The organism is Flavobacterium sp. JP2137, from assembly GCF_050562195.1.
Taxonomy (GTDB): domain Bacteria; phylum Bacteroidota; class Bacteroidia; order Flavobacteriales; family Flavobacteriaceae; genus Flavobacterium.
On the sequence record NZ_CP191647.1, the window covers coordinates 1,567,719 to 1,589,613 of the forward strand.

The window sequence follows — 21,895 nt, forward strand, 5'->3', positions numbered from 1 at the left end:
GTTAGAAAGCCGTCGAAAAAGTGATGTGTACGATGGCGTTTTTGAGTTCTATTTCTTGTTTGCCGGTATTTCCATTGGCGTAAATCAAATTTAATTTTCCGTTTTTTGTCAAGATTCCAAAGCCAAAGCCGAAGGAGAACAGCGATTCGTTGATCGCGGTGGTCTGGTCTTCAAACATGCCGTAGTCCAATATGCTGTGCGCGTATAGGGTAGGGGTGAGTTTGTAACGGTATTCGGTGCTGATCGTGGCGAAGAAGTTGCCCTGTAGGCTGTTTTCTGGAAAACCGCGAATCGACTCGTGTCCGCCAAAGCGCATCAGCTCGTTGGTGATGTAGTGGGAGCTGAAAAGCGAATACAGGTGCAGGTGCGCGTGCAGGCTGTTGCGGGTGTTGAGGTTGAAGTTGTTGTGTGCGTTGAGCTCTGCGAACTGTTGGGTGTCGGCTGTGGTTTCCAGGCTGCGCTTTCCCGTGCCTATACGGGCCGAGAGTTGTCGCTTTTCCGGAAACAACAAATCGTCTGGGTCTCGGCGTTTATAGGCGTAGCTCGCCGTGTAAAAGCGGTTGTCAAAACTCTGTATCAAGCTGGTGTTTTCCGGCGTGGCCGAACTCGTGGTTTGATAGCCCAAATAAGCCTTGCTAAAATACGAAAAGTAATAGCCCAGGTTGAGGTCGATCTTGGTGTTTTGATAGGTGCTGTCCTGTTTGAATATCTCTATTTTGGCTCGGAGTCCGATAGGCGATTTAAAGAGGTAGGGCATTTCTGTTCCCAGGTCGAAATGGGTTTGCTTATTGCCGTCGTTCTTCCATTCCAGGTGAAATTCTTCGCCGTAGTTTAAGGTGTTGACCAAATTTAGATTGAGGTAGCCGTTAAATTGAACCTTGCCCGTTTCGTCGTTGTTAAAGCCGATGATGCCGTCGAATTTACTCGAATTAAAGCGGTCTATATATAGGTATACTTTAGTGCTGTCTGTGGTAAAGAGAATTTCCGGAGTTTTCTTTTGGCTGATAAAGGGCAGGAGTTTTAGGTTTTGATCGATTTCCTGAATGAGGGTGTTGGTCAGGGCTTGGTTTTTTTTGTGTTTGAGTATGTTTTGAATGAGTTGTCTCGGTATTTTGGAGTCGGAGACGATTTCTATTTTATCGAGTTTTCGCTTTTTGGCCAAATCGATTTGGAGTTGGGTGTGCAGGGTGCTGCCGGAAATTTCGAGTTGTTGGAGTTGCAGGCTGCTGGTGCCGTGTCCGAGTCGTTCGAGTTTGTTGGTGAGCGACTGCAAGGTGTTTTCGGTTTGGTCAAAGGGGATGCGCAAGGTGTCGCTGTCGAGTTGAAGCAGTTTTTTGATCGGCGCATCGAGTTTTGACAAGTCGATATGCGTAGTGGTTAGCCGTTGGTGCAATTGGTATTCAAAGGTGATTTGAGCGAGGGAATCGCTTGGAATTTGCCTTTTTTGCGGAAATAGAAAACCCAATTTGTTCAGTTGGTCTTCGAGGGTGTTTTGGGTTTCCTTGATCGACTGGAAATTGTCGTGTGTCTTGAGGTAGCCGATGCTGTCTATCAGGGCGGTTTCCGCGGCGGACTTGCCCAGAAGGCGCAGGGAAGTATGCTGTGCGTGGGTATAGGTGGCGTAAAAAAACAACAGGAGTATGAGGGTTAATTTTTTCAAGGATGAAAAGTTTTGATGTAAAGTAAGCTAAAATAAATAAAAGCAACAATAGGGTATTGCGATAATATTTTTCAATTCGATTGAAAATTAATGTTTTGAGTGTTGTATATAAAAAATAAACTTCATACATTTGCAACCCCGTATAAAGTGCGGAGTTAATAGATAGTAGATAATTATTAATAAACATTATGCCAACAATTCAACAATTAGTAAGAACAGGGAGAACCCAGATGACTAAGAAGAGTAAATCGGTTGCTTTGGATTCATGTCCTCAAAGAAGAGGGGTTTGTACGCGTGTTTATACCACTACACCAAAAAAACCAAACTCAGCAATGCGTAAAGTTGCAAGGGTTCGTTTAACAAATGGTAATGAGGTAAACGCTTATATTCCAGGAGAAGGACACAATCTACAAGAGCACTCGATAGTATTAGTTAGAGGTGGAAGAGTAAAGGATTTGCCAGGGGTTAGATATCACATTGTACGTGGAGCTCTTGATACTGCCGGAGTAAACGGTAGAACTCAAAGAAGATCCAAATACGGAGCGAAACGCCCTAAAGACAAAAAGTAATCGTTTAAAACGTTTAAGACAAAGACATGAGAAAAAGACAGGCTAAAAAAAGACCTCTTTTACCAGATCCAAAATTCAATGATCAATTAGTAACGCGTTTCGTTAATAACTTGATGTGGGATGGTAAAAAATCGACTGCTTTTAAAGTATTCTATGATGCATTAGAAATCGTAGAAGAGAAAAAGCAAGATGAAGAGAAAACGTCATTAGAAATTTGGAAAGACGCATTGACTAACGTTATGCCACACGTAGAAGTTAGATCAAGACGTGTTGGTGGAGCTACCTTCCAAATTCCAATGCAAATTCGTCCGGATAGAAAAATTTCTATGGCGATGAAATGGATGATTCTTTATGCGAGAAGAAGAAATGAGAAATCTATGGCTGGCAAGTTGGCCTCTGAAATTTTGGCTGGTGCTAAAGAAGAAGGAGCTGCTGTAAAGAAAAGAATGGATACTCATAAGATGGCTGAAGCGAACAAAGCATTCTCTCACTTTAGATTTTAATCCAAGAAAGATAATATAGATGGCTAGAGATTTATTATATACAAGAAATATTGGTATTGCTGCGCATATCGATGCAGGTAAAACTACTACAACAGAGCGTATTTTGTTCTACACCGGTAAAAACCATAAAATTGGAGAAACTCACGAAGGGTCTTCAACTATGGACTGGATGGAGCAAGAGGCTGAGAGAGGGATTACCATTACATCTGCGGCTACTACTTGTACTTGGGATTTCCCAACAAATCAAGGAGCTAAGTTGCCAGAATCTAAAGAGTATCACTTCAACATCATTGACACTCCAGGACACGTTGATTTTACCGTAGAGGTAAACCGTTCTTTGAGAGTTTTAGATGGTTTGGTTTTCTTATTTAGTGCTGTTGATGGTGTAGAGCCTCAATCGGAAACTAACTGGAGATTAGCGGATAATTACAAAGTACCTCGTATGGGGTTTGTAAACAAAATGGACCGTCAAGGGGCCAACTTCTTAAACGTGTGTAAACAAGTTAGAGAGATGTTGAAATCCAATGCCGTGCCTATTGTTTTGCCAATTGGAGAAGAAGCAGATTTTAAAGGTATTGTTGATTTGGTGAAGAACCGCGCTATTGTATGGCACGATGAAAACCATGGAACTACTTTTGACATCGTTGAAATTCCTGCTGATATGGTAGACGAAGTTCGCGAATACAGAGCTATGTTAATAGAGGCTGTTGCGGATTACGACGAAACCTTGATGGAGAAATTCTTCGAAGATGAGGATTCAATTACAGAAGAAGAGGTGCATATCGCTTTGAGAAAAGCAGCTATCGACATGTCTATCATACCGATGGTTTGTGGTTCTTCATTTAAAAATAAAGGGGTACAATTCTTATTGGACGCAGTTTGTAGATATTTACCTTCTCCAATGGACAAGGAAGGTATCGAAGGAATTGATCCGAATACGGAATTACCAGTAGTGCGTAAACCATCAGCAACGCAGCCCTTCGCTGCATTAGCATTCAAAATTGCCACGGATCCTTTCGTGGGAAGATTGGCTTTCTTCCGCGTGTATTCCGGAAGATTAGATGCGGGTTCTTATGTGTTTAATACGCGTTCAGGAAACAAAGAGCGTATCTCTAGAATCTACCAAATGCACGCCAATAAACAAAATCCTATCGATTATATCGAGGCGGGTGATATTGGAGCAGCAGTGGGCTTTAAAGACATCAAAACAGGGGATACCTTGTGTGATGAGAAAAACCAAATCGTTTTGGAGAGTATGGACTTCCCAGATCCAGTTATCGGTATTGCTATTGAACCTAAAACAAAAGCAGACGTTGACAGAATGGGTATGGCTTTGGCTAAATTGTCTGAAGAGGATCCTACCTTTACGGTTAAAACAGATAAAGCATCTGGGCAAACGGTTATTTCTGGTATGGGTGAGCTTCACTTGGATGTACTTATCGATCGTATGAGACGTGAGTTCAAAGTGGAGGTAAACCAAGGTGAACCTCAAGTAGAGTACAAAGAGTGTTTAACTCGTGCGGCTCAACACAGAGAGGTTTATAAAAAGCAATCTGGTGGACGTGGAAAATTTGCAGATATTGTATTCTCAATAGCTCCTGCAGACGATGTAGACGGAAAACCAGCTGTAGGTTTGCAATTTGTTAACGCTGTAAAAGGTGGTAACGTACCAAAAGAATATATTCCTTCTGTAGAGAAAGGTTTCAGAGAAGCTATGAAACAAGGGCCTTTGGCTGGTTTCGAAATGGACTCGATGAAAGTGACCCTAACGGATGGTTCATTTCACGCGGTGGATTCGGATGCTTTGTCTTTCGAATTGGCAGCTAAAATGGGATATAAAGAATCTGCAAAAGCTGCAGGTGCTGTTATTCTTGAGCCAATCATGAAATTAGAAGTGTTGACTCCAGAAGAAAATATGGGTGATATTGTTGGGGATTTGAACCGTCGTCGCGGACAGATCAACAACATGGATGATAGAGCCGGAGCAAAGGTTGTTAAAGCGAGTGTGCCACTTTCAGAGATGTTTGGGTATGTGACTACGCTTAGAACGTTATCTTCTGGTAGAGCAACTTCTACTATGGAGTTCTCTCACTATGCTGAAACGCCTTCTAATATTTCAGAAGAAGTTATTAAAAAAGCTAAAGGAAACGCTTAATCTAAAAGAAAATGAGTCAGAAAATAAGAATAAAATTAAAATCTTACGATCACATGTTGGTGGATAAATCAGCAGAAAAAATCGTAAAAACTGTAAAGAGTACAGGAGCAGTGGTAACAGGACCAATTCCTTTGCCAACTCATAAAAAGATTTTCACGGTTTTGCGTTCTCCACACGTAAACAAGAAAGCGAGAGAGCAATTTGAAGTAAGTTCTTACAAGAGATTGTTAGACATTTACTCTTCTTCTTCTAAAACCATTGACGCCCTAATGAAATTAGAGTTGCCAAGTGGGGTAGAAGTGGAAATCAAAGTGTGATAATACGCTGCTTAAACAATACAATCAAGTACAGAGACTTGGGTCTTCGTACTTGATTTTTTAAATAGAATTCAATAATTAATTAATTTAATATTTATGTCTGGGTTAATAGGTAAAAAAATCGGCATGACTAGTATTTTCGACGAGAACGGGAAGAATATTCCTTGTACAGTTGTTGAAGTAGGTCCATGCGTAGTTACCCAAGTCAGAACCAATGAGGTTGACGGGTATGAAGCGTTGCAACTAGGTTTCGATGACAAGACAGAAAAAAGCTCCATTAAAGCTGAGTTAGGTCACTTTAAGAAAGCGGGAACTTCTGCCAAAAGAAAAGTCGTTGAAATCAAGGAGTTTGAAAGCGAGTATAAATTAGGTGATGTTATCACAGTAGATCTTTTCCAAGAAGGCGACTTCGTGGATGTTCAAGGAGTATCTAAAGGGAAAGGTTTCCAAGGGGTTGTTAAACGTCATGGTTTCGGTGGAGTTGGTCAAGCAACACACGGACAACACAACCGTTTAAGAGCACCAGGATCTATCGGTGCTTCTTCTTATCCTTCTAGAGTATTCAAAGGAATGCGAATGGCAGGAAGAATGGGAGGAGTAAATGTAACAATTCAAAACCTTAGAGTTTTAAAGGTAGTTGCTGAAAAGAACCTACTTGTTGTTAAAGGAGCAATTCCAGGGCACAATAACTCTTATGTAATCATTCAGAAGTAATGGAAGTAAAAGTTTTAGATATCACAGGAAAAGATACTGGAAGAAAAGTTGAACTTTTAGATTCAGTATTTGCAATCGAACCGAACAAACACGCAGTTTATCTTGATGTTAAACAATATTTAGCAAATCAAAGACAAGGTACACACAAAGCTAAGGAAAGAGCTGAAGTTGCGGGAAGTACACGTAAGATTAAAAAGCAAAAAGGTACCGGTACCGCTCGTGCGGGAAGTATGAAAAACCCTTTATTCAAAGGAGGGGGAACCATCTTCGGACCAAGACCAAGAAGTTATTCTTTCAAACTTAATAAAAACTTGAAACGCTTGGCTAGAAAATCGGCATTCTCGATTAAAGCTAAAGAATCAAATTTAATTATCGTTGAAGATTTTAACTTTGAAACTCCACAAACTAAAAATTTCATCAATGTTTTGAATGCTTTAGGACTGGAAAATAAAAAATCTCTATTTGTGTTGGGTGATTCAAATAAAAATGTATATTTGTCCTCACGCAATTTAGAGAAGACTTCTGTTGTAATGAACTCAGAATTAAGTACTTACGCTATTTTAAATACAGTAAGTCTTGTTCTAACAGAAGGTTCTTTAGAGGGAATTGTTGAAAATTTAAGTAAATAATAGGAAGATGAGCATTTTAATTAAGCCTATCATTACCGAAAAAATCACAAAACAAGGAGAGATTTTCAATCGTTTTGGGTTTGTAGTGGACAAAAGAGCGAACAAAATTCAGATCAAAAACGCGGTGGAAGCTGCGTATGGTGTGAGTGTTGTTGGTGTGAATACCCTTAACTACAGAGCAGACCGATCAGTTAAATTCACTAAAAGTGGAATGATTAACGGTAAAACTAATGCCTACAAGAAGGCAATAGTGCAAGTGAAAGAAGGAGAGACAATAGACTTTTATTCAAATATCTAATAAATAATGTCAGTTAGAAAATTAAAACCTATTACCCCAGGTCAGCGTTTTAGAGTTGTGAATAGTTTTGACGCTATTACAACTGATAAGCCGGAGCGTAGCTTGCTAGCACCGAAAAAAAACTCTGGAGGTAGAAATAGTCAAGGAAAAATGACCATGCGATATATCGGTGGTGGTCATAAACAAAGATACCGTATCATTGATTTCAAAAGAACTAAAGTGGGAATTCCCGCTTCAGTGAAATCTATTGAGTATGATCCAAACCGTACGGCATTTATCGCGTTAATCGCGTATGCTGATGGTGCGAAATCTTACGTTATCGCCCAAAGTGGTATGAAAGTAGGACAGTCAGTAATGTCTGGTCCAGATGCAGCTCCAGAAGTGGGGAATGCAATGCCTTTAAGTAAAATTCCTTTAGGAACTGTTATTTCTTGTATCGAGTTACGTCCTGGTCAAGGAGCAGTAATTGCTCGTTCTGCAGGAACTTTTGCTCAGTTAGTTGCAAGAGACGGTAGATATGCTACAATCAAAATGCCTTCAGGGGAAATTAGATTGATTCTTTTAGAATGTATGGCTACAGTTGGTGCAGTATCTAACCATGATCATCAATTGATCGTTTCTGGTAAAGCCGGTAGATCGAGATGGTTGGGTAGAAGACCAAGAACAAGACCAGTAGCGATGAACCCAGTTGATCACCCAATGGGTGGTGGTGAAGGACGCTCTTCAGGAGGTCACCCACGTTCTAGAAATGGAATTCCAGCTAAGGGGTACAGAACTCGTTCTAAAGTTAAGTCGAGTAATAAGTATATCGTAGAACGTAGAAAGAAATAAAAGATAAGACATGGCACGTTCATTAAAAAAAGGACCTTATGTTCACTTTAAGTTAGAGAAAAAAGTTCAAGATAATATTGAAAAGGGTAATAAAGGGGTTGTTAAGACTTGGTCTAGAGCTTCCATGATTACTCCGGATTTTGTTGGACAAACTATCGCAGTGCATAATGGTCGTCAATTTGTACCGGTTTACGTAACAGAAAACATGGTAGGACATAAATTAGGGGAATTTTCACCAACTAGATCTTTTAGAGGTCATGCGGGTGCGAAAAATAAAGGAAAAAAATAATAAGAAGCTATGGGAGTTCGTAAAAGAGAGAGAGCCGAGCAAATTAAAGAAGCTAAGAAAGATGTTGCTTTTGCAAAGCTGAATAATTGCCCTACTTCGCCTAGAAAGATGCGTTTAGTTGCAGATCTAGTTAGAGGACAAAAGGTAGAGAAAGCTCTTAATATATTAAGATTTAGTTCAAAAGAGGCTTCACGCAAATTGGAGAAACTACTTTTATCAGCAATCGCAAACTGGCAAGCTAAAAACAGCGAAGCTAATTTAGAAGAGGCAGGATTGGTTGTGCAAGAGATAAGAGTAGATGGTGGAATGATGTTGAAAAGACTTCGTCCAGCTCCACAAGGTCGTGCGCACAGAATAAGAAAACGCTCAAATCACGTTACCGTGGTATTAGGAGCTAGTAATAACACACAAAGCAATTAATAAACAGTATGGGACAAAAAACTAACCCAATCGGGAATCGCCTTGGTATTATTAGAGGATGGGACTCCAACTGGTATGGTGGAAATGACTACGGTGATAAATTAGCCGAAGATCACAAGATCAGAAAGTATATCCATGCTCGTTTATCGAAAGCTAGTGTATCAAAAGTAATCATCGAGAGAACTTTAAAACTTGTAACCGTTACTATCACTACTGCTAGACCTGGTATTATTATCGGAAAAGGTGGCCAAGAGGTAGACAAGTTGAAAGAAGAACTTAAGAAAATTACTGACAAAGAGGTTCAAATCAACATCTTTGAAATTAAAAGACCCGAGCTTGATGCGTACCTAGTAGCTACTAGTATTGCACGTCAAATCGAAAACAGGATTTCTTACCGTCGTGCTATTAGAATGGCTATTGCAGCGGCGATTAGAATGAACGCAGAGGGAATCAAAGTATTGATTTCAGGTCGTTTGAACGGGGCAGAGATGGCGCGTTCAGAAATGTTCAAAGAAGGTAGAATTCCTCTATCAACTTTCAGAGCTGACATTGATTATGCACTTGCAGAAGCTCATACTACTTACGGTAGAATGGGAATCAAAGTGTGGATCATGAAAGGTGAAGTTTACGGTAAGAGAGATCTTTCTCCGTTAGTTGGAATGGACAAAAAACAGTCTAAATCAACAGGATCAGGAAAACCAGCTAAACCGAACCACCAACGCAAAAGAAAGTAATTTTAAACTAAAGAAAAATGTTACAGCCTAAAAGAACAAAATACCGTAAGGTACAGAAAGGTAAAATGAAAGGCATTTCTCAAAGAGGACATGAACTTTCAAATGGAATGTTTGGTATTAAATCTTTAGACTCATCGTTTATCACTTCTCGACAAATCGAGGCGGCGCGTATCGCGGCAACTCGTTTTATGAAACGTGAAGGGCAATTGTGGATCAAAATATTTCCAGACAAACCTATAACAAAGAAACCTCTCGAAGTGCGTATGGGTAAAGGTAAAGGTGCAGTAGAATATTGGGTTGCTGTAGTCAAACCGGGAAGAATCATGTTTGAAGTAGGAGGAGTACCTCTTTCTGTTGCCAAAGAAGCCTTGCGCTTGGCAGCTCAGAAGCTTCCTGTAAAAACTAAGTTTATCGTTGCTAGAGATTTCGAAGCATAATCTAAATTTATTATGAAACAATCAGAAATAGTGAATCTATCTGCAGCTGAGTTACAAGAACAACTTAGTCAGTTAAAGAAAACATATGCCGACCTAAAATCAGCTCACGCGATTTCTCCTATAGAGAATCCTTTACAAATCAGATCTTTGAGAAGATCTATTGCTAGAGTATCAACTGAGCTTTGCAAAAGAGAGTTACAATAATTGTATTCTGCTGAAAGATGGAAAAAAGAAATTTAAGAAAAGAGAGAATAGGTGTTGTTACGAGTAACAAAATGGAGAAATCTATTGTAGTTGCGGAAACAAAGAGAGTAAAACACCCATTATATGGTAAGTTCGTGTTAAAAACAAAGAAATACGTTGCACACGACGAAACAAACGATTGTAACATTGGAGATACCGTAAAGATCATGGAAACAAGACCTTTAAGTAAATCTAAATGTTGGAGATTAGTTGAAATCATTGAAAGAGCGAAATAATTATGGTACAACAAGAATCAAGACTTAAAGTAGCAGATAACACGGGAGCAAAAGAAGTTTTGACTATCCGTGTACTTGGAGGAACGAAACGTCGTTATGCCTCTGTAGGTGATAAAATTGTAGTTTCAATTAAAGAAGCTACCCCTAACGCTAGCGTTAAAAAAGGGTCAGTTTCTACTGCAGTGGTGGTACGCACCAAAAAAGAAGTGAGAAGAGCCGATGGATCTTATATCAGATTTGATGACAACGCTTGTGTGTTGTTAAACGCAGCTGGTGAGATGAAGGGTACTCGTGTTTTTGGTCCTGTAGCAAGAGAACTTCGTGAAAGACAATTCATGAAAATTGTATCATTAGCACCTGAGGTGTTATAATTCGTTCGAAAGATGATAAAGCTAAAGATAAAAACAGGAGATACCGTTAGAGTAATTGCCGGAGACCATAAAGGTTCTGAAGGTACTGTTCTACGCGTATTACGTGAAAAAAACAAAGCTATTGTTGAAGGGGTGAATATTATTTCAAAACACGTGAAGCCTAGTGCTTCTAACCCTCAAGGTGGAATTGTTAAAAGAGAAGCTGCTATTCATATCTCCAATATCGCGTTGATCGATGGGAAAACCAAAGAGGTTACTAAGGTAGCTTACAAAGTAGAAGGAGACAAGAAAGTAAGAGTTTCTAAAAAATCAAATCAAGTATTATAGTTATGGCTTATTTACCAAGACTTAAAGACGAATATAAGAACAGAGTAATCTCTGCGCTTACAGAAGAATTCGGATACAAAAATGTTATGCAAGTTCCAAAACTTGAAAAGATTGTTGTAAGCCGTGGCGTTGGAGCTGCTGTATCAGATAAGAAATTAGTTGATTACGCAGTAGAAGAATTAACAAAGATTACGGGCCAAAAAGCAGTACCGACCATCTCTAAGAAAGACGTTGCGGCGTTTAAATTGAGAAAGGGAATGCCAATTGGAGCGAAAGTAACTTTGCGAGGTGAAAGAATGTATGAGTTTTTAGACCGTTTGGTTACCTCTGCATTACCACGTGTGAGAGATTTTTCTGGAATCAAATCCGATGGATTTGACGGTAGAGGAAACTACAACTTAGGGGTGACCGAGCAAATCATTTTCCCGGAAATCAACATCGATAAAGTAAACAAAATCGCTGGTTTTGATATCACTTTTGTAACTTCTGCTGACACAGATAAAGAAGCCAAATCATTACTAGCTGAATTAGGACTACCTTTTAAAAAGAATTAAGTTATGGCTAAAGAATCAATGAAGGCCCGTGAGGTTAAAAGACAAGCATTAGTAGATAAATACGCAACTAAAAGACAAGCGCTTTTAGATGCTGGTGACTATGAAGGGTTACAAAAATTGCCTAAAAATGCTTCTCCAGTTCGTTTGCACAACAGATGCAAATTAACAGGTAGACCTAGAGGGTATATGCGTCAATTCGGACTTTCCCGTGTCACGTTTCGTGAAATGGCAAATAACGGATTGATACCTGGAGTAAAAAAGGCAAGTTGGTAATTAAGATTAAAGGTAAATAAAATGTACACAGATCCAATAGCAGATTTTCTTACAAGAATTAGAAACGCAGTACGTGCAAATCATAAAGTGGTGGAGATACCTGCTTCTAAATTCAAAAAAGAAATCACAAAAATATTATTCGATCAAGGATATATCTTAAGCTATAAATTCGATGACAGTTCTGTTCAAGGAACCATCAAAATAGCTTTAAAATACGATAAAGACACCAAAGAGTCTGTTATCAGAGATATCCAAAGAATTAGTAAACCAGGTTTGCGTAAATATGCCTCATCAGCAGATCTCCCTAGAATCTTAAACGGTTTGGGAATTGCAATTGTTTCGACATCAAAAGGTTTGATGACAGGAAAACAAGCCAAGCAATTGAATGTTGGTGGTGAAGTAGTTTGTTACGTATACTAATATAAAAGACTTAGAAATGTCAAGAATAGGTAAAAATCCAATAACAATCCCAGCTGGAGTAACCGTAACGGTGAACGACAATGTGGTTGTTGTAAAAGGAAAATTAGGCGAACTTTCTCAGAAAATTGTAGATATTTCAGTGAAAGTAGAAGACGGACAAGTAATCGTTACGCGTGATTCAGACGCTAAAGATCTAAGATCTAAACACGGTTTATATAGAAGTTTAATCAACAACATGATTGTTGGTGTATCAGAAGGTTTTACAAAATCACTTGAATTAGTAGGGGTGGGTTATCGCGCGTCTAATCAAGGTCAGAAACTGGACTTAGCATTAGGTTTTTCTCACAACATCCTGTTGGAAGTTGTCTCAGAAGTAACCGTTGAAACCATTTCAGAAAAAGGTAAAAACCCTATTATTAAATTAACTTCTTCTGACAAACAACTTGTAGGACAAGTTGCTGCAAAGATTCGTTCTTTCCGTAAACCAGAACCTTACAAAGGAAAAGGTGTGAAATTTGTCGGAGAAGAACTAAGAAGAAAAGCAGGTAAATCAGCTTAAAAATTAAGACTATGTCATTAACAAAATCTGAAAGAAGACAAAGAATTAAATTCAGAATCAGAAAGATTGTAAGCGGAACTGCTGCTAAACCAAGACTTTCTGTATTCAGAAGTAATAAAGAAATCTATGCGCAAGTAATAGATGACGTAAACGGAGTAACTCTAGCTTCAGCTTCTTCAAGAGAAGCCGGGATAACAAGAGGTACCAATATTGAAACTGCTGCCTCGGTTGGAAAACTTATCGCAGAGAAGGCTTCAAAAGCCGGTGTAGAGACCATCTCTTTTGATAGAAATGGGTATTTATACCACGGACGTGTGAAATCATTGGCTGAAGGCGCTAGAGAAGCTGGCTTAAAATTCTAATTAGTTATGTATCAAAATTATAAAAACGTAGAATTTGTAAAACCAAGTGGTCTTGATTTAAAAGATCGTTTGGTGAGTGTAAATCGTGTTACTAAAGTAACTAAAGGAGGAAGAGCTTTCGGTTTTTCAGCTGTAGTTGTAGTAGGTGACGAAAACGGTGTAGTGGGTCATGGTTTGGGTAAATCTAAAGACGTTTCTGAAGCAATCGCGAAAGCGGTAGAAGATGCTAAGAAAAACTTGGTGAGAATTCCGCTTAATGGTCAAACAATTCCTCATGAACAAAAAGGGAAATTTAGTGGAGCACGTGTATTCTTAATTCCTGCCTCTTTAGGTACCGGAGTTATCGCAGGTGGGTCTGTTAGAGCCGTTGTTGAGTCGGTAGGTATTGGAGACGTTTTGTCGAAATCACAAGGTTCTTCTAATCCACATAACGTGGTTAAAGCAACTTTTGACGCTTTATTACGTCTAAGAAGTGCTTCTACGGTTGCAAAACAAAGAGGGATTTCATTGGACAAAGTATTTAAAGGTTAATTTTGAGAGATATGTCAAAAATTAAAGTAAAACAAGTAAAAAGCCAAATCAATTGTCCTTTGTCACAGAAGAGAACATTGGAGGCTTTAGGACTTCGTAAGTTAAACCAAGTAGTGGAACATGAAGCTACAGGTGCTATCTTAGGAATGGTAAATAAAGTTCAACACTTAGTTTCTGTAGAGGAAATTAAATAATTTTGTAAAGTATGAATTTAAGTAATTTACAACCAGCGAACGGTTCAACCCACAATCAAAACAAACGTGTTGGTCGTGGGGAAGGTTCAGGAAAAGGAGGAACTTCTACAAGAGGACACAAGGGAGCTAAATCGCGTTCTGGTTATTCTAAGAAAATCGGTTTTGAAGGAGGGCAAATGCCCCTTCAAAGACGTGTACCTAAATACGGTTTCAAAAATATCAACAGAGTGGAATACCAAGCTATCAATTTGGATAGATTGCAAATCCTAGTGGATAATGGAAGCGTTACAGATACAGTAGATTTCTCACTTTTAGTGGATCTCGGATTGACTTCTAAAAATGGTTTAGTAAAGATTTTGGGTGGTGGAGAACTTAAGGTTAAATTAAAAGTATCCGCACATAAATTTTCAGCATCAGCTAAGGAAGCTATCGAAGCTGCTGGCGGTGAAGTTGTAACTTTATAAAATCTTAATAAACAGGATGAAGAAGTTTATAGAAACATTAGCCAGTATTTGGAAAATTGAAGAACTAAAAAATAAAATTTTAGTAACTCTAGGATTGTTAGTTGTGTATCGTTTCGGTACACAAATAACACTTCCGGGTATTGATGCAACGAAATTACAAGCTTTGTCAGCGCAGACTGACCAAGGAATTGGTTGGTTGATCAATGTTTTTACAGGTGGTGCATTCTCGCAAGCATCTGTATTTGCATTAGGTATTATGCCTTATATTTCTGCTTCCATCGTCGTTCAGTTGATGGGAATCGCCGTACCATACTTGCAAAAATTGCAAAATGATGGGGAAAGCGGTAGAAAAAAGATGAATCAAATCACCAGATGGTTAACCATCGGTATTACCTTGTTGCAAGGACCTAGTTATATCTATAACTTGTATTTACAATTACCACCAGATGCCTTTTTACTAGGTTTCAATTCTTTCTCATTCTTGTTTTCTTCTGTAATTATATTAGTTACCGGGACTGTCTTTGCAATGTGGTTAGGAGAGAAAATTACAGATAAAGGTATCGGAAATGGAATCTCTTTGTTGATCATGGTCGGAATTATTGCAAGACTTCCCATGTCTTTCATTCAAGAATTCCAATCTAGAATCACCGATAACAACGGAGGTCCTATGGTGTTAGTTATTGAAGTAATTATTTGGTTATTAATTATTATTGCTTGTATTTTCTTAACTCTAGCAGTTAGAAGAATTCCAGTTCAATATGCTAGAAGAAGCACATCAGGAGATTACGATCAAACGATGTTAGGCGGAAACCGTCAGTGGATTCCTCTTAAGCTAAACGCTTCTGGTGTTATGCCGATTATCTTTGCTCAAGCAATCATGTTTATTCCTGCTGCAGTAGCCGGTTTATCAACATCAGATACGGCCCAATCCATTAGTTCTACATTTCACGATGTATTTGGATGGCAGTATAATTTACTTTTTGCACTTTTAATCATTATTTTTACTTACTTTTACACCGCAATTACAGTACCTACTAATAAAATGGCTGATGATTTGAAGAGAAGTGGTGGTTTTATCCCAGGCATTCGCCCAGGATCAGAGACTTCAGACTTCTTAGATAAGATCATGTCATTGATCACCTTCCCAGGTTCCCTATTTCTTGCATTGATTGCTGTGTTCCCTTCAATCGTCGTAAGTGTATTAGGTGTTCAACAAGGATGGGCTATGTTCTATGGCGGAACATCGCTATTGATTTTGGTAAGTGTTGCAATTGATACGATTCAACAAATCAATGCATACCTTTTAAATAAGCAGTATGATGGGTTGATGACAAGTGGTAAAAATAGAAAAGCAACAGCTTAATTTTTATGGCAAAACAATCAGCAATAGAACAAGACGGAGCAATCATTGAGGCATTGTCAAATGCCATGTTCCGCGTGGAGTTAGAAAATGGACATATTGTAATTGCTCATATCTCCGGTAAAATGCGTATGCATTATATCAAATTACTTCCTGGTGACAGGGTGAAATTAGAAATGAGTCCTTACGATTTGACCAAAGCAAGAATTACTTATAGATATTAAAGGCTATTAAAATGAAAGTAAGAACATCAGTCAAAAAAAGAAGTGCCGAGTGCATTATAGTGCGTAGAAAAGGAGTACTTTACGTGATTAACAAAAAGAATCCTAGATTTAAACAAAGACAAGGATAGTTATGGCAAGAATCGCAGGGGTAGACATACCTAAACACAAAAGAGGAATTATAGCTTTGACCTACATCTTCGGAATTGGGAACAGCAGAGCTAAAGAAATCTTAGAGAAAGCTCAAGTTAGCGAAGATAAAAAAGTTCAAGATTGGAATGACGACGAAATCGGAGCAATCCGTGAAGCGGTTTCATTCTTCAAAATTGAAGGAGAACTTCGTTCAGAAGTTTCATTGAACATCAAACGTTTAATGGATATCGGATGCTACAGAGGAATTCGTCATAGAACTGGACTTCCTTTGAGAGGACAAAGAACTAAGAACAACTCTAGAACAAGAAAAGGTAAAAGAAAAACTGTTGCCAATAAGAAAAAAGCAACTAAATAATAAATAATATGGCTAAAGCGAATACAAAAAAACGTAAAGTGCTTGTTGAATCAACAGGTGAAGCTCATATTAATGCTACTTTTAATAACATCATCATCTCGTTAACCAACAAGAAAGGTGAAGTTATTTCATGGTCGTCTGCAGGTAAAATGGGTTTCAGAGGTTCTAAAAAGAACACTCCGTATGCTGCCCAAATGGCTGCTGAAGATTGTGGTAAAGTAGCTTTAGAGGCTGGATTAAAAAAGGTAAAAGTTTACGTTAAAGGTCCTGGAAATGGTAGAGAATCTGCTATCAGATCACTTCATAACAATGGAATCGAAGTAACCGAAATCATCGATATTACTCCAATTCCTCATAATGGATGTCGTCCTCCAAAAAGAAGAAGAGTTTAATTTTATAGTATAACCCAAAGGTAGGAATAGATTATCGGAGGATGAGACCTGAATTCATAATCCCTACCTTTTTTAATTTTTTGAAATGGCAAGATATACTGGTCCAAAAACAAAGATTGCTCGTAAATTTGGCGAAGCAATATTCGGAGATGACAAATCTTTTGAAAAGAGAAATTACCCTCCTGGGCAACATGGTTTAGCGAAAAAAAGAGGTAAGAAATCGGAATACGCTATCCAGTTGATGGAGAAACAAAAAGCTAAATACACTTACGGTATCCTAGAGAAACAATTCAGAGGCCTTTTCCAAAAAGCCGCTGCTGCTCGTGGAGTAACTGGTGAGGTATTAATTCAATTATGTGAATCAAGATTGGACAACGTGGTCTTCAGAATGGGTATCGCTCCTTCTAGAAGAGCTTCACGCCAAATCGTTTCGCACAGACACATCACTGTTAACGGTGAATTGGTAAACATTCCTTCTTACCAATTAAAACCAGGTGACGTGGTTGCAGTTCGTGAAAAATCAAAATCTCTAGATGCTATAGAACGTTCGTTATCTAATTCTAGCGCTGTTTATGAATGGATTACTTGGAATAATGAAACTAAAGAAGGAACTTTTGTAACTGTTCCTCAAAGACTTCAGATTCCTGAAAACATCAAAGAACAGTTAATCGTAGAGTTGTACAACAAATAATAATTGACATTCAGTCGAAACAAATATGGCAATATTTAATTTTCAGAAGCCCGATAAAGTTATCATGATTGATTCGACCGATTTTAAAGGTAAGTTTGAATTCAGACCTTTGGAACCGGGATACGGATTGACAGTTGGTAATGCACTAAGAAGAGTTCTTCTTTCATCTCTTGAAGGATATGCAATTACATCAGTTCGTATTGAAGGTGTTGATCATGAGTTTTCTACCATTGCTGGTGTAGTGGAAGACGTGACCGAAATTATCCTTAACCTCAAACAAGTGCGTTTCAAACGTCAAATTGAAGATATCGATAACGAAGCCGTTACCATTAACTTTTCAGGTAAAGACCAATTAACTGCAGGTGATTTTCAAAAATATATCTCCGGTTTTCAGGTGCTTAACCCGGATTTGATTATCTGTAATCTCGATAGTAAAATTACCATCAACATGGAATTGACTATCGAAAAAGGAAGAGGGTATGTGCCTGCAGAAGAAAACAGAAAACCCAATGCTCCAATAGGAACAATCTTTACTGATTCGATTTATACGCCAGTTAAGAATGTTAAGTATGCTATTGAAAACTACCGTGTAGAGCAAAAAACCGATTATGAAAAATTGGTCTTTGACATCATCACAGACGGTTCAATTCATCCTAAAGACGCATTGACAGAAGCAGCAAAAACACTGATTCATCACTTTATGCTGTTCTCTGATGAAAGAATCACTTTAGAGGCCGACGAGATTGCTCAAACTGAATCGTATGACGAGGAATCCTTACATATGAGACAGCTTCTTAAAACAAAATTGGTAGATCTTGATCTTTCAGTTAGAGCATTAAATTGTTTAAAAGCGGCTGAAGTGGATACATTAGGAGATTTGGTTTCCTATAACAAAAACGACTTAATGAAGTTTAGAAACTTCGGTAAGAAATCTCTTACAGAATTGGAAGAACTCGTAGCTGTTAAAGGATTGAACTTCGGTATGGATCTTTCCAAATATAAATTAGATAAAGAATAAACTAGACTTGTAGTCTAAATTCTAGAAAGCAATGAGACACGGAAAAAAAATAAATCACTTAAGCAGAAAAACCGCACATAGAAAATCTATGTTGGCGAATATGGCTTGTTCATTGATAGAGCACAAACGCATTAATACTACTGTAGCTAAAGCAAAAGCGCTTAAACAATTCATTGAGCCTTTGGTAACGAAATCAAAAACAGACGACACTCATAATCGTCGTATTGTTTTCTCTTACCTTAGAGATAAAGATGCAGTAACAGAACTTTTCAGAGAAGTTGCTCAAAAAGTTGGAGATCGTCCAGGTGGATATACTCGTATTATCAAGTTGGGTAACCGTCTTGGAGATAACGCTGATATGGCGATGATCGAACTAGTAGATTTCAACGAAATCTACAACGGTGGAAAAAGAGAAGCTAAAAAAGCAACTACTCGTAGAGGTAGAGCTAAAAAAGTAGCTGATGTTACCACTCCAGAAGCAGAAGCAACTGAAACTGCTGCTGAAACTAATGAATAATACTTACAATTTTAAAATTGTAGTTATTTAATATTCTTTTAAAAGGACACACTTTCGAGTTTGTCCTTTTTTTTAGACCTATATTTTAATTTATTTATTTTACATTTGCCAACTATAACACATCACCATGGAATATAATAAAAGAAATAGCGCTGTTTTACTCTTAAATGACGGAACGGTGTTTTATGGTAAATCTATCGGTATTGAGGGAACTACTTTTGGAGAGCTTTGTTTTAATACGGGGATGACCGGATATCAAGAAATCTTTACCGATCCTTCTTATTTTGGTCAAATCATGTTGGCTACCAATGCTCATATCGGAAATTATGGAGTAAATCCAAACGAAGTCGATTCGGACGGCATTAAAATTGCCGGTTTGGTTTGTAAAAACTTTAGTTTTACCAATTCCAGACCCAATTCTAGCGCCACCCTGCTCGAGTATCTAACCGAAAACAAGCTGGTAGCGATATCCGATGTCGATACACGCGCATTGGCCAGCTATATACGCGATAACGGCGCTATGAATGCCGTGATTTCTACAGATGGCAAAACCGTAGAAGAACTCAAAGCCCTGCTCAAAACCGTACCGTCGATGAACGGATTGGAATTGGCATCCAAAGTATCCACCAAAGAAGCCTATTACTTCGGAAATCCCGAAGCCACCTACAAGGTATCGGCCTTGGATTTGGGTATCAAAACCAATATCCTCAGATGTTTGGCAGAACGCGATTGTTATATCAAAGTTTTCCCTTACGACACCGATTTCCAAACCCTAACGCAATTCAACCCAGACGGCTACTTCTTGTCCAACGGTCCCGGCGATCCCGCACCGCTAGTCGAAGTGAAAAAAGTCGTTGCCCAAGTGGTCGACGCCAATTTACCGGTTTTTGGCATCTGTTTAGGACACCAATTAATCGCCCTATCACAAGGGGTTTCTACCTATAAAATGTTTAACGGACACCGCGGAATCAACCATCCGGTCATGAATCTGTTGACAAACCGAGGCGAAATAACTTCGCAAAATCACGGATTCGCTGTGGATAAAGCAGAAGTGGAAAAACACCCAACGGTTCAAATTACACATTTGCATTTAAACGATCAAACGGTAGCGGGTATACGCATCAAAGACAAGGCAGTCTTTTCGGTGCAATACCATCCAGAAGCCAGTCCTGGACCGCATGATTCCCATTATTTGTTCGACCAGTTCGTAGCGAATATGAAAGATAACAAAGGAGCGTAAGCTCCTTTTTTTTGTGCCCGATTGGGGCGTTGCCTTCGGCCGGGCCTTTCGCTCTATCTTTTTGGGCCAAAAGGGCCCCAAAAAGGATGCCGCTGCAGTCCCTAACGCGTATGGCCGATGGTGATTCGCAATAGTGACCGCTTTGTTCCCGCCTGCGTGCAACAGCCGTTCGCAAAGGCGGTCTTTGCTGCCTCCAAAAGGCCGCGTATGACCAAAGGCATAGTGCCCAGTCGCTGCAATTGGAGAAGGACTGTGGTAACTGGCAATTGGTGAAGATAAGTGGGTAAAAACCTTTTTTTGTTTGCAAATACATTTTAAAATTGCAATAAATTCGTAAATTTGTACCATATATACTTTTTTAAGTCTAACTATACCACACACACCAACTATCATGAGTACAATTGTTAGAATACACGCACGTCAAATCTTGGATTCCCGCGGAAATCCTACCGTAGAAGTCGATGTCTATACCGAAAACAACGTTATGGGTAGAGCAGCCGTTCCCTCTGGAGCCTCTACAGGCGAACACGAGGCGGTAGAGCTTCGCGATGGAGGCAAGGCCTTTATGGGAAAAGGCGTGCTCAATGCCGTTGCCAATGTCAATGATTACATCGCCGCAAATCTTGTCGGGATAAATGTATTCGAACAAAATGCCATTGACCAAATGCTGATAGATTTGGACGGCACACCTAACAAAGCCAATTTGGGCGCCAACGCCATTTTGGGCGTTTCTCTGGCCGTGGCCAAAGCAGCTGCCAATGAATTGGGCTTGCCGTTGTACCGTTATGTAGGCGGTGTTTCTGCCAATACCCTTCCGGTTCCGATGATGAACATCATCAACGGAGGATCGCATTCCGATGCGCCGATCGCCTTTCAGGAGTTTATGATTATTCCGGTAAAAGCAGCAAATTTCACCGAAGCCATGCAAATGGGTACGGAGATTTTTCACCACCTCAAAAAGGTGTTAAAAGACCGCAATTTAAGCACCGCTGTCGGTGATGAAGGCGGATTTGCACCTGCTTTAAACGGTACAGAAGACGCCTTGGATTGCATCAAAAAAGCAACGGAAGCCGCCGGATATACCTTTGGCGACGACATCATGATCGCGTTGGATTGTGCCGCTTCGGAGTTTTATGTAAACGGCAAATACGACTATACCAAATTCGAAGGTGCCCAAGGAAAGATCCGCACTGCCGAAGAACAAGCCGATTACTTGGCCTTGTTGAGCGAGCAATATCCGATCATCTCTATAGAAGACGGTATGCAAGAAGACGATTGGGCGGGATGGAAATACCTGACCGAAAAAATAGGACATAAAGTACAGTTGGTCGGCGACGATTTATTCGTGACCAACGTGCGCCGATTAAAAAGGGGAATCGACGAGAATATCGCCAACTCCATACTGATTAAAGTAAACCAAATCGGAACCCTAACGGAGACCATCGCAGCGGTAAACATGGCGCACAACGCCGGATTCACCTCCGTGATGTCACACCGCTCTGGAGAAACCGAAGATTATACCATTGCCGATTTGGCTGTAGCCTTAAATTGCGGACAAATCAAAACCGGTTCGGCCTCCCGTTCAGACCGTATGGCCAAGTACAACCAATTGTTGCGAATTGAAGAAGAATTGGCCGATGTGGCGTACTATCCACAACGCAATGCCTTTAAAATTAGATAATTTAAGATTGATAATCACCCAGCCAAAGCCCGATAATCGCATTATCGGGCTTTGTGCATTTACAATCCAAAAAGGACATTGATGAAAAGTTATTAAAAAGTCATTTTTTGGGCAGCTAAAAAATGGATATGATAAAAAAAAAGTTTTTTTATTGACGTTATGATATTCTAGTTGGTA

General features: G+C 39.2%; 35 protein-coding genes. 34 read left to right on the forward strand and 1 reads right to left on the reverse strand.

Going from position 1 to position 21,895, the window contains the following annotated elements:
• Position 1: 1 nt before the first annotated feature.
• The gene (locus ACQZ43_RS06680) at positions 2 to 1,660 is read right to left on the reverse strand and encodes a hypothetical protein (protein ID WP_430615188.1); all 1,659 of its coding nucleotides are present in this window, start codon (positions 1,658 to 1,660) and stop codon (positions 2 to 4) included.
• Positions 1,661 to 1,848: 188 nt separating this feature from the next.
• Between ACQZ43_RS06680 and rpsL the strand changes: the two genes are divergently transcribed.
• From rpsL to eno, 34 genes are all read left to right on the forward strand, one after another.
• A complete protein-coding gene (gene rpsL / locus ACQZ43_RS06685; RefSeq protein ID WP_219288102.1) occupies positions 1,849 to 2,229 on the forward strand; it encodes a 30S ribosomal protein S12 in 381 nt (126 codons plus the stop codon).
• Between the two features lie 26 nt (positions 2,230 to 2,255).
• Positions 2,256 to 2,732, forward strand: a complete 477-nt coding sequence (gene rpsG / locus ACQZ43_RS06690) for a 30S ribosomal protein S7 (RefSeq protein WP_219288100.1) — start codon at positions 2,256 to 2,258, stop codon at positions 2,730 to 2,732.
• A gap of 19 nt (positions 2,733 to 2,751) precedes the next feature.
• The gene (gene fusA, locus ACQZ43_RS06695; protein WP_430615190.1) at positions 2,752 to 4,887 is read left to right on the forward strand and encodes an elongation factor G; all 2,136 of its coding nucleotides are present in this window, start codon (positions 2,752 to 2,754) and stop codon (positions 4,885 to 4,887) included.
• An 11-nt stretch (positions 4,888 to 4,898) separates the two neighbouring features.
• Entirely contained in the window at positions 4,899 to 5,204 is a 306-nt protein-coding gene (gene rpsJ / locus ACQZ43_RS06700; protein WP_026710316.1) for a 30S ribosomal protein S10, read from the forward strand.
• Between the two features lie 96 nt (positions 5,205 to 5,300).
• Positions 5,301 to 5,918: a 50S ribosomal protein L3 gene (gene rplC / locus ACQZ43_RS06705; protein WP_430615191.1), complete on the forward strand. Its 618-nt coding sequence runs from the start codon at positions 5,301 to 5,303 to the stop codon at positions 5,916 to 5,918.
• On the forward strand, positions 5,918 to 6,547 hold the full coding sequence (rplD, locus tag ACQZ43_RS06710; RefSeq protein ID WP_219288094.1) for a 50S ribosomal protein L4: 630 nt from the start codon (positions 5,918 to 5,920) through the stop codon (positions 6,545 to 6,547). Before rplC ends, rplD begins: the two co-directional genes overlap by 1 nt.
• Positions 6,548 to 6,554: 7 nt before the next feature.
• Entirely contained in the window at positions 6,555 to 6,845 is a 291-nt protein-coding gene (gene rplW, locus ACQZ43_RS06715) for a 50S ribosomal protein L23 (protein WP_219288092.1), read from the forward strand.
• Between the two features lie 6 nt (positions 6,846 to 6,851).
• Positions 6,852 to 7,676, forward strand: coding sequence for a 50S ribosomal protein L2 (rplB, locus tag ACQZ43_RS06720; protein ID WP_219288090.1), 825 nt, complete (start codon positions 6,852 to 6,854; stop codon positions 7,674 to 7,676).
• Positions 7,677 to 7,686: 10 nt separating this feature from the next.
• Positions 7,687 to 7,965, forward strand: a complete 279-nt coding sequence (rpsS, locus tag ACQZ43_RS06725; protein WP_219288088.1) for a 30S ribosomal protein S19 — start codon at positions 7,687 to 7,689, stop codon at positions 7,963 to 7,965.
• Between the two features lie 9 nt (positions 7,966 to 7,974).
• Positions 7,975 to 8,385 carry a 50S ribosomal protein L22 gene (rplV, locus tag ACQZ43_RS06730; RefSeq protein ID WP_219288086.1) on the forward strand — a complete coding sequence of 137 codons (411 nt, stop codon included), beginning with the start codon at positions 7,975 to 7,977 and terminating at the stop codon, positions 8,383 to 8,385.
• Positions 8,386 to 8,393: 8 nt separating this feature from the next.
• The gene (gene rpsC / locus ACQZ43_RS06735) at positions 8,394 to 9,119 is read left to right on the forward strand and encodes a 30S ribosomal protein S3 (RefSeq protein WP_219288084.1); all 726 of its coding nucleotides are present in this window, start codon (positions 8,394 to 8,396) and stop codon (positions 9,117 to 9,119) included.
• 17 nt (positions 9,120 to 9,136) lie between these two features.
• Positions 9,137 to 9,556: a 50S ribosomal protein L16 gene (rplP, locus tag ACQZ43_RS06740; RefSeq protein WP_219288082.1), complete on the forward strand. Its 420-nt coding sequence runs from the start codon at positions 9,137 to 9,139 to the stop codon at positions 9,554 to 9,556.
• A 12-nt stretch (positions 9,557 to 9,568) separates the two neighbouring features.
• Positions 9,569 to 9,760: a 50S ribosomal protein L29 gene (gene rpmC / locus ACQZ43_RS06745; RefSeq protein ID WP_430615193.1), complete on the forward strand. Its 192-nt coding sequence runs from the start codon at positions 9,569 to 9,571 to the stop codon at positions 9,758 to 9,760.
• Positions 9,761 to 9,777: 17 nt separating this feature from the next.
• Positions 9,778 to 10,035 carry a 30S ribosomal protein S17 gene (gene rpsQ / locus ACQZ43_RS06750; protein WP_219288078.1) on the forward strand — a complete coding sequence of 86 codons (258 nt, stop codon included), beginning with the start codon at positions 9,778 to 9,780 and terminating at the stop codon, positions 10,033 to 10,035.
• A 2-nt stretch (positions 10,036 to 10,037) separates the two neighbouring features.
• Positions 10,038 to 10,406 carry a 50S ribosomal protein L14 gene (rplN, locus tag ACQZ43_RS06755; protein ID WP_430615195.1) on the forward strand — a complete coding sequence of 123 codons (369 nt, stop codon included), beginning with the start codon at positions 10,038 to 10,040 and terminating at the stop codon, positions 10,404 to 10,406.
• Positions 10,407 to 10,418: 12 nt separating this feature from the next.
• Positions 10,419 to 10,733 (forward strand): 50S ribosomal protein L24, encoded by a 315-nt coding sequence (gene rplX / locus ACQZ43_RS06760; RefSeq protein WP_430615196.1) that lies wholly within the window; start codon positions 10,419 to 10,421, stop codon positions 10,731 to 10,733.
• Positions 10,734 to 10,735: 2 nt separating this feature from the next.
• Positions 10,736 to 11,287: a 50S ribosomal protein L5 gene (rplE, locus tag ACQZ43_RS06765; protein ID WP_430615198.1), complete on the forward strand. Its 552-nt coding sequence runs from the start codon at positions 10,736 to 10,738 to the stop codon at positions 11,285 to 11,287.
• A 3-nt stretch (positions 11,288 to 11,290) separates the two neighbouring features.
• Positions 11,291 to 11,560, forward strand: coding sequence for a 30S ribosomal protein S14 (gene rpsN / locus ACQZ43_RS06770; protein WP_219288070.1), 270 nt, complete (start codon positions 11,291 to 11,293; stop codon positions 11,558 to 11,560).
• 21 nt (positions 11,561 to 11,581) lie between these two features.
• Complete coding sequence (rpsH, locus tag ACQZ43_RS06775) at positions 11,582 to 11,980, forward strand: 30S ribosomal protein S8 (RefSeq protein WP_430615200.1); 399 nt, start codon at positions 11,582 to 11,584, stop codon at positions 11,978 to 11,980.
• A 16-nt stretch (positions 11,981 to 11,996) separates the two neighbouring features.
• Positions 11,997 to 12,539 (forward strand): 50S ribosomal protein L6, encoded by a 543-nt coding sequence (gene rplF / locus ACQZ43_RS06780; RefSeq protein ID WP_430615201.1) that lies wholly within the window; start codon positions 11,997 to 11,999, stop codon positions 12,537 to 12,539.
• 11 nt (positions 12,540 to 12,550) lie between these two features.
• Positions 12,551 to 12,901, forward strand: a complete 351-nt coding sequence (gene rplR / locus ACQZ43_RS06785; protein ID WP_430615203.1) for a 50S ribosomal protein L18 — start codon at positions 12,551 to 12,553, stop codon at positions 12,899 to 12,901.
• A gap of 6 nt (positions 12,902 to 12,907) precedes the next feature.
• Positions 12,908 to 13,432, forward strand: coding sequence for a 30S ribosomal protein S5 (gene rpsE, locus ACQZ43_RS06790; RefSeq protein WP_430615205.1), 525 nt, complete (start codon positions 12,908 to 12,910; stop codon positions 13,430 to 13,432).
• Positions 13,433 to 13,443: 11 nt separating this feature from the next.
• Positions 13,444 to 13,626 carry a 50S ribosomal protein L30 gene (gene rpmD / locus ACQZ43_RS06795; RefSeq protein ID WP_430615207.1) on the forward strand — a complete coding sequence of 61 codons (183 nt, stop codon included), beginning with the start codon at positions 13,444 to 13,446 and terminating at the stop codon, positions 13,624 to 13,626.
• An 11-nt stretch (positions 13,627 to 13,637) separates the two neighbouring features.
• Complete coding sequence (rplO, locus tag ACQZ43_RS06800) at positions 13,638 to 14,090, forward strand: 50S ribosomal protein L15 (protein ID WP_219288058.1); 453 nt, start codon at positions 13,638 to 13,640, stop codon at positions 14,088 to 14,090.
• Between the two features lie 16 nt (positions 14,091 to 14,106).
• Positions 14,107 to 15,453, forward strand: coding sequence for a preprotein translocase subunit SecY (secY, locus tag ACQZ43_RS06805; RefSeq protein WP_430615209.1), 1,347 nt, complete (start codon positions 14,107 to 14,109; stop codon positions 15,451 to 15,453).
• Positions 15,454 to 15,458: 5 nt separating this feature from the next.
• Positions 15,459 to 15,674 carry a translation initiation factor IF-1 gene (infA, locus tag ACQZ43_RS06810; protein ID WP_090677799.1) on the forward strand — a complete coding sequence of 72 codons (216 nt, stop codon included), beginning with the start codon at positions 15,459 to 15,461 and terminating at the stop codon, positions 15,672 to 15,674.
• Between the two features lie 11 nt (positions 15,675 to 15,685).
• On the forward strand, positions 15,686 to 15,802 hold the full coding sequence (gene rpmJ / locus ACQZ43_RS06815; RefSeq protein ID WP_219288054.1) for a 50S ribosomal protein L36: 117 nt from the start codon (positions 15,686 to 15,688) through the stop codon (positions 15,800 to 15,802).
• A gap of 2 nt (positions 15,803 to 15,804) precedes the next feature.
• The gene (gene rpsM / locus ACQZ43_RS06820; RefSeq protein ID WP_430615212.1) at positions 15,805 to 16,179 is read left to right on the forward strand and encodes a 30S ribosomal protein S13; all 375 of its coding nucleotides are present in this window, start codon (positions 15,805 to 15,807) and stop codon (positions 16,177 to 16,179) included.
• 8 nt (positions 16,180 to 16,187) lie between these two features.
• The gene (rpsK, locus tag ACQZ43_RS06825; RefSeq protein WP_253469366.1) at positions 16,188 to 16,571 is read left to right on the forward strand and encodes a 30S ribosomal protein S11; all 384 of its coding nucleotides are present in this window, start codon (positions 16,188 to 16,190) and stop codon (positions 16,569 to 16,571) included.
• Positions 16,572 to 16,656: 85 nt separating this feature from the next.
• Positions 16,657 to 17,262, forward strand: coding sequence for a 30S ribosomal protein S4 (gene rpsD / locus ACQZ43_RS06830; RefSeq protein WP_430615214.1), 606 nt, complete (start codon positions 16,657 to 16,659; stop codon positions 17,260 to 17,262).
• Positions 17,263 to 17,287: 25 nt separating this feature from the next.
• On the forward strand, positions 17,288 to 18,280 hold the full coding sequence (locus tag ACQZ43_RS06835; protein WP_430615216.1) for a DNA-directed RNA polymerase subunit alpha: 993 nt from the start codon (positions 17,288 to 17,290) through the stop codon (positions 18,278 to 18,280).
• A 31-nt stretch (positions 18,281 to 18,311) separates the two neighbouring features.
• Positions 18,312 to 18,797: a 50S ribosomal protein L17 gene (rplQ, locus tag ACQZ43_RS06840; protein ID WP_430615217.1), complete on the forward strand. Its 486-nt coding sequence runs from the start codon at positions 18,312 to 18,314 to the stop codon at positions 18,795 to 18,797.
• 127 nt (positions 18,798 to 18,924) lie between these two features.
• Positions 18,925 to 20,037 carry a glutamine-hydrolyzing carbamoyl-phosphate synthase small subunit gene (gene carA, locus ACQZ43_RS06845; RefSeq protein ID WP_430615219.1) on the forward strand — a complete coding sequence of 371 codons (1,113 nt, stop codon included), beginning with the start codon at positions 18,925 to 18,927 and terminating at the stop codon, positions 20,035 to 20,037.
• A gap of 391 nt (positions 20,038 to 20,428) precedes the next feature.
• Positions 20,429 to 21,718, forward strand: a complete 1,290-nt coding sequence (gene eno / locus ACQZ43_RS06850) for a phosphopyruvate hydratase (RefSeq protein ID WP_430615221.1) — start codon at positions 20,429 to 20,431, stop codon at positions 21,716 to 21,718.
• The last annotated feature ends 177 nt before the right edge of the window (positions 21,719 to 21,895 follow it).

What these genes read in the sequence shown, in the direction of transcription:
- rplO (WP_219288058.1), top strand. Translation starts at nt 13,638, where the DNA reads ATGAATTTAAGTAATTTACAACCAGCGAACGGTTCAACCCACAATCAA.
- rpsL (WP_219288102.1), top strand. Translation starts at nt 1,849, where the DNA reads ATGCCAACAATTCAACAATTAGTAAGAACAGGGAGAACCCAGATGACT.
- carA (WP_430615219.1), top strand. Translation starts at nt 18,925, where the DNA reads ATGGAATATAATAAAAGAAATAGCGCTGTTTTACTCTTAAATGACGGA.
- rpsJ (WP_026710316.1), top strand. Translation starts at nt 4,899, where the DNA reads ATGAGTCAGAAAATAAGAATAAAATTAAAATCTTACGATCACATGTTG.
- rpsS (WP_219288088.1), top strand. Translation starts at nt 7,687, where the DNA reads ATGGCACGTTCATTAAAAAAAGGACCTTATGTTCACTTTAAGTTAGAG.
- secY (WP_430615209.1), top strand. Translation starts at nt 14,107, where the DNA reads ATGAAGAAGTTTATAGAAACATTAGCCAGTATTTGGAAAATTGAAGAA.
- rpsM (WP_430615212.1), top strand. Translation starts at nt 15,805, where the DNA reads ATGGCAAGAATCGCAGGGGTAGACATACCTAAACACAAAAGAGGAATT.
- rpsD (WP_430615214.1), top strand. Translation starts at nt 16,657, where the DNA reads ATGGCAAGATATACTGGTCCAAAAACAAAGATTGCTCGTAAATTTGGC.
- rplD (WP_219288094.1), top strand. Translation starts at nt 5,918, where the DNA reads ATGGAAGTAAAAGTTTTAGATATCACAGGAAAAGATACTGGAAGAAAA.
- rplN (WP_430615195.1), top strand. Translation starts at nt 10,038, where the DNA reads ATGGTACAACAAGAATCAAGACTTAAAGTAGCAGATAACACGGGAGCA.
- rplE (WP_430615198.1), top strand. Translation starts at nt 10,736, where the DNA reads ATGGCTTATTTACCAAGACTTAAAGACGAATATAAGAACAGAGTAATC.
- eno (WP_430615221.1), top strand. Translation starts at nt 20,429, where the DNA reads ATGAGTACAATTGTTAGAATACACGCACGTCAAATCTTGGATTCCCGC.
- rpsN (WP_219288070.1), top strand. Translation starts at nt 11,291, where the DNA reads ATGGCTAAAGAATCAATGAAGGCCCGTGAGGTTAAAAGACAAGCATTA.
- fusA (WP_430615190.1), top strand. Translation starts at nt 2,752, where the DNA reads ATGGCTAGAGATTTATTATATACAAGAAATATTGGTATTGCTGCGCAT.
- rplQ (WP_430615217.1), top strand. Translation starts at nt 18,312, where the DNA reads ATGAGACACGGAAAAAAAATAAATCACTTAAGCAGAAAAACCGCACAT.
- rpmD (WP_430615207.1), top strand. Translation starts at nt 13,444, where the DNA reads ATGTCAAAAATTAAAGTAAAACAAGTAAAAAGCCAAATCAATTGTCCT.
- rpsQ (WP_219288078.1), top strand. Translation starts at nt 9,778, where the DNA reads ATGGAAAAAAGAAATTTAAGAAAAGAGAGAATAGGTGTTGTTACGAGT.
- rplR (WP_430615203.1), top strand. Translation starts at nt 12,551, where the DNA reads ATGTCATTAACAAAATCTGAAAGAAGACAAAGAATTAAATTCAGAATC.
- infA (WP_090677799.1), top strand. Translation starts at nt 15,459, where the DNA reads ATGGCAAAACAATCAGCAATAGAACAAGACGGAGCAATCATTGAGGCA.
- rpsC (WP_219288084.1), top strand. Translation starts at nt 8,394, where the DNA reads ATGGGACAAAAAACTAACCCAATCGGGAATCGCCTTGGTATTATTAGA.
- rpsK (WP_253469366.1), top strand. Translation starts at nt 16,188, where the DNA reads ATGGCTAAAGCGAATACAAAAAAACGTAAAGTGCTTGTTGAATCAACA.
- rplW (WP_219288092.1), top strand. Translation starts at nt 6,555, where the DNA reads ATGAGCATTTTAATTAAGCCTATCATTACCGAAAAAATCACAAAACAA.
- rpmC (WP_430615193.1), top strand. Translation starts at nt 9,569, where the DNA reads ATGAAACAATCAGAAATAGTGAATCTATCTGCAGCTGAGTTACAAGAA.
- rpsG (WP_219288100.1), top strand. Translation starts at nt 2,256, where the DNA reads ATGAGAAAAAGACAGGCTAAAAAAAGACCTCTTTTACCAGATCCAAAA.
- rplF (WP_430615201.1), top strand. Translation starts at nt 11,997, where the DNA reads ATGTCAAGAATAGGTAAAAATCCAATAACAATCCCAGCTGGAGTAACC.
- ACQZ43_RS06835 (WP_430615216.1), top strand. Translation starts at nt 17,288, where the DNA reads ATGGCAATATTTAATTTTCAGAAGCCCGATAAAGTTATCATGATTGAT.
- rplX (WP_430615196.1), top strand. Translation starts at nt 10,419, where the DNA reads ATGATAAAGCTAAAGATAAAAACAGGAGATACCGTTAGAGTAATTGCC.
- rplB (WP_219288090.1), top strand. Translation starts at nt 6,852, where the DNA reads ATGTCAGTTAGAAAATTAAAACCTATTACCCCAGGTCAGCGTTTTAGA.
- rplC (WP_430615191.1), top strand. Translation starts at nt 5,301, where the DNA reads ATGTCTGGGTTAATAGGTAAAAAAATCGGCATGACTAGTATTTTCGAC.
- rplV (WP_219288086.1), top strand. Translation starts at nt 7,975, where the DNA reads ATGGGAGTTCGTAAAAGAGAGAGAGCCGAGCAAATTAAAGAAGCTAAG.
- rpmJ (WP_219288054.1), top strand. Translation starts at nt 15,686, where the DNA reads ATGAAAGTAAGAACATCAGTCAAAAAAAGAAGTGCCGAGTGCATTATA.
- rpsE (WP_430615205.1), top strand. Translation starts at nt 12,908, where the DNA reads ATGTATCAAAATTATAAAAACGTAGAATTTGTAAAACCAAGTGGTCTT.
- rplP (WP_219288082.1), top strand. Translation starts at nt 9,137, where the DNA reads ATGTTACAGCCTAAAAGAACAAAATACCGTAAGGTACAGAAAGGTAAA.
- rpsH (WP_430615200.1), top strand. Translation starts at nt 11,582, where the DNA reads ATGTACACAGATCCAATAGCAGATTTTCTTACAAGAATTAGAAACGCA.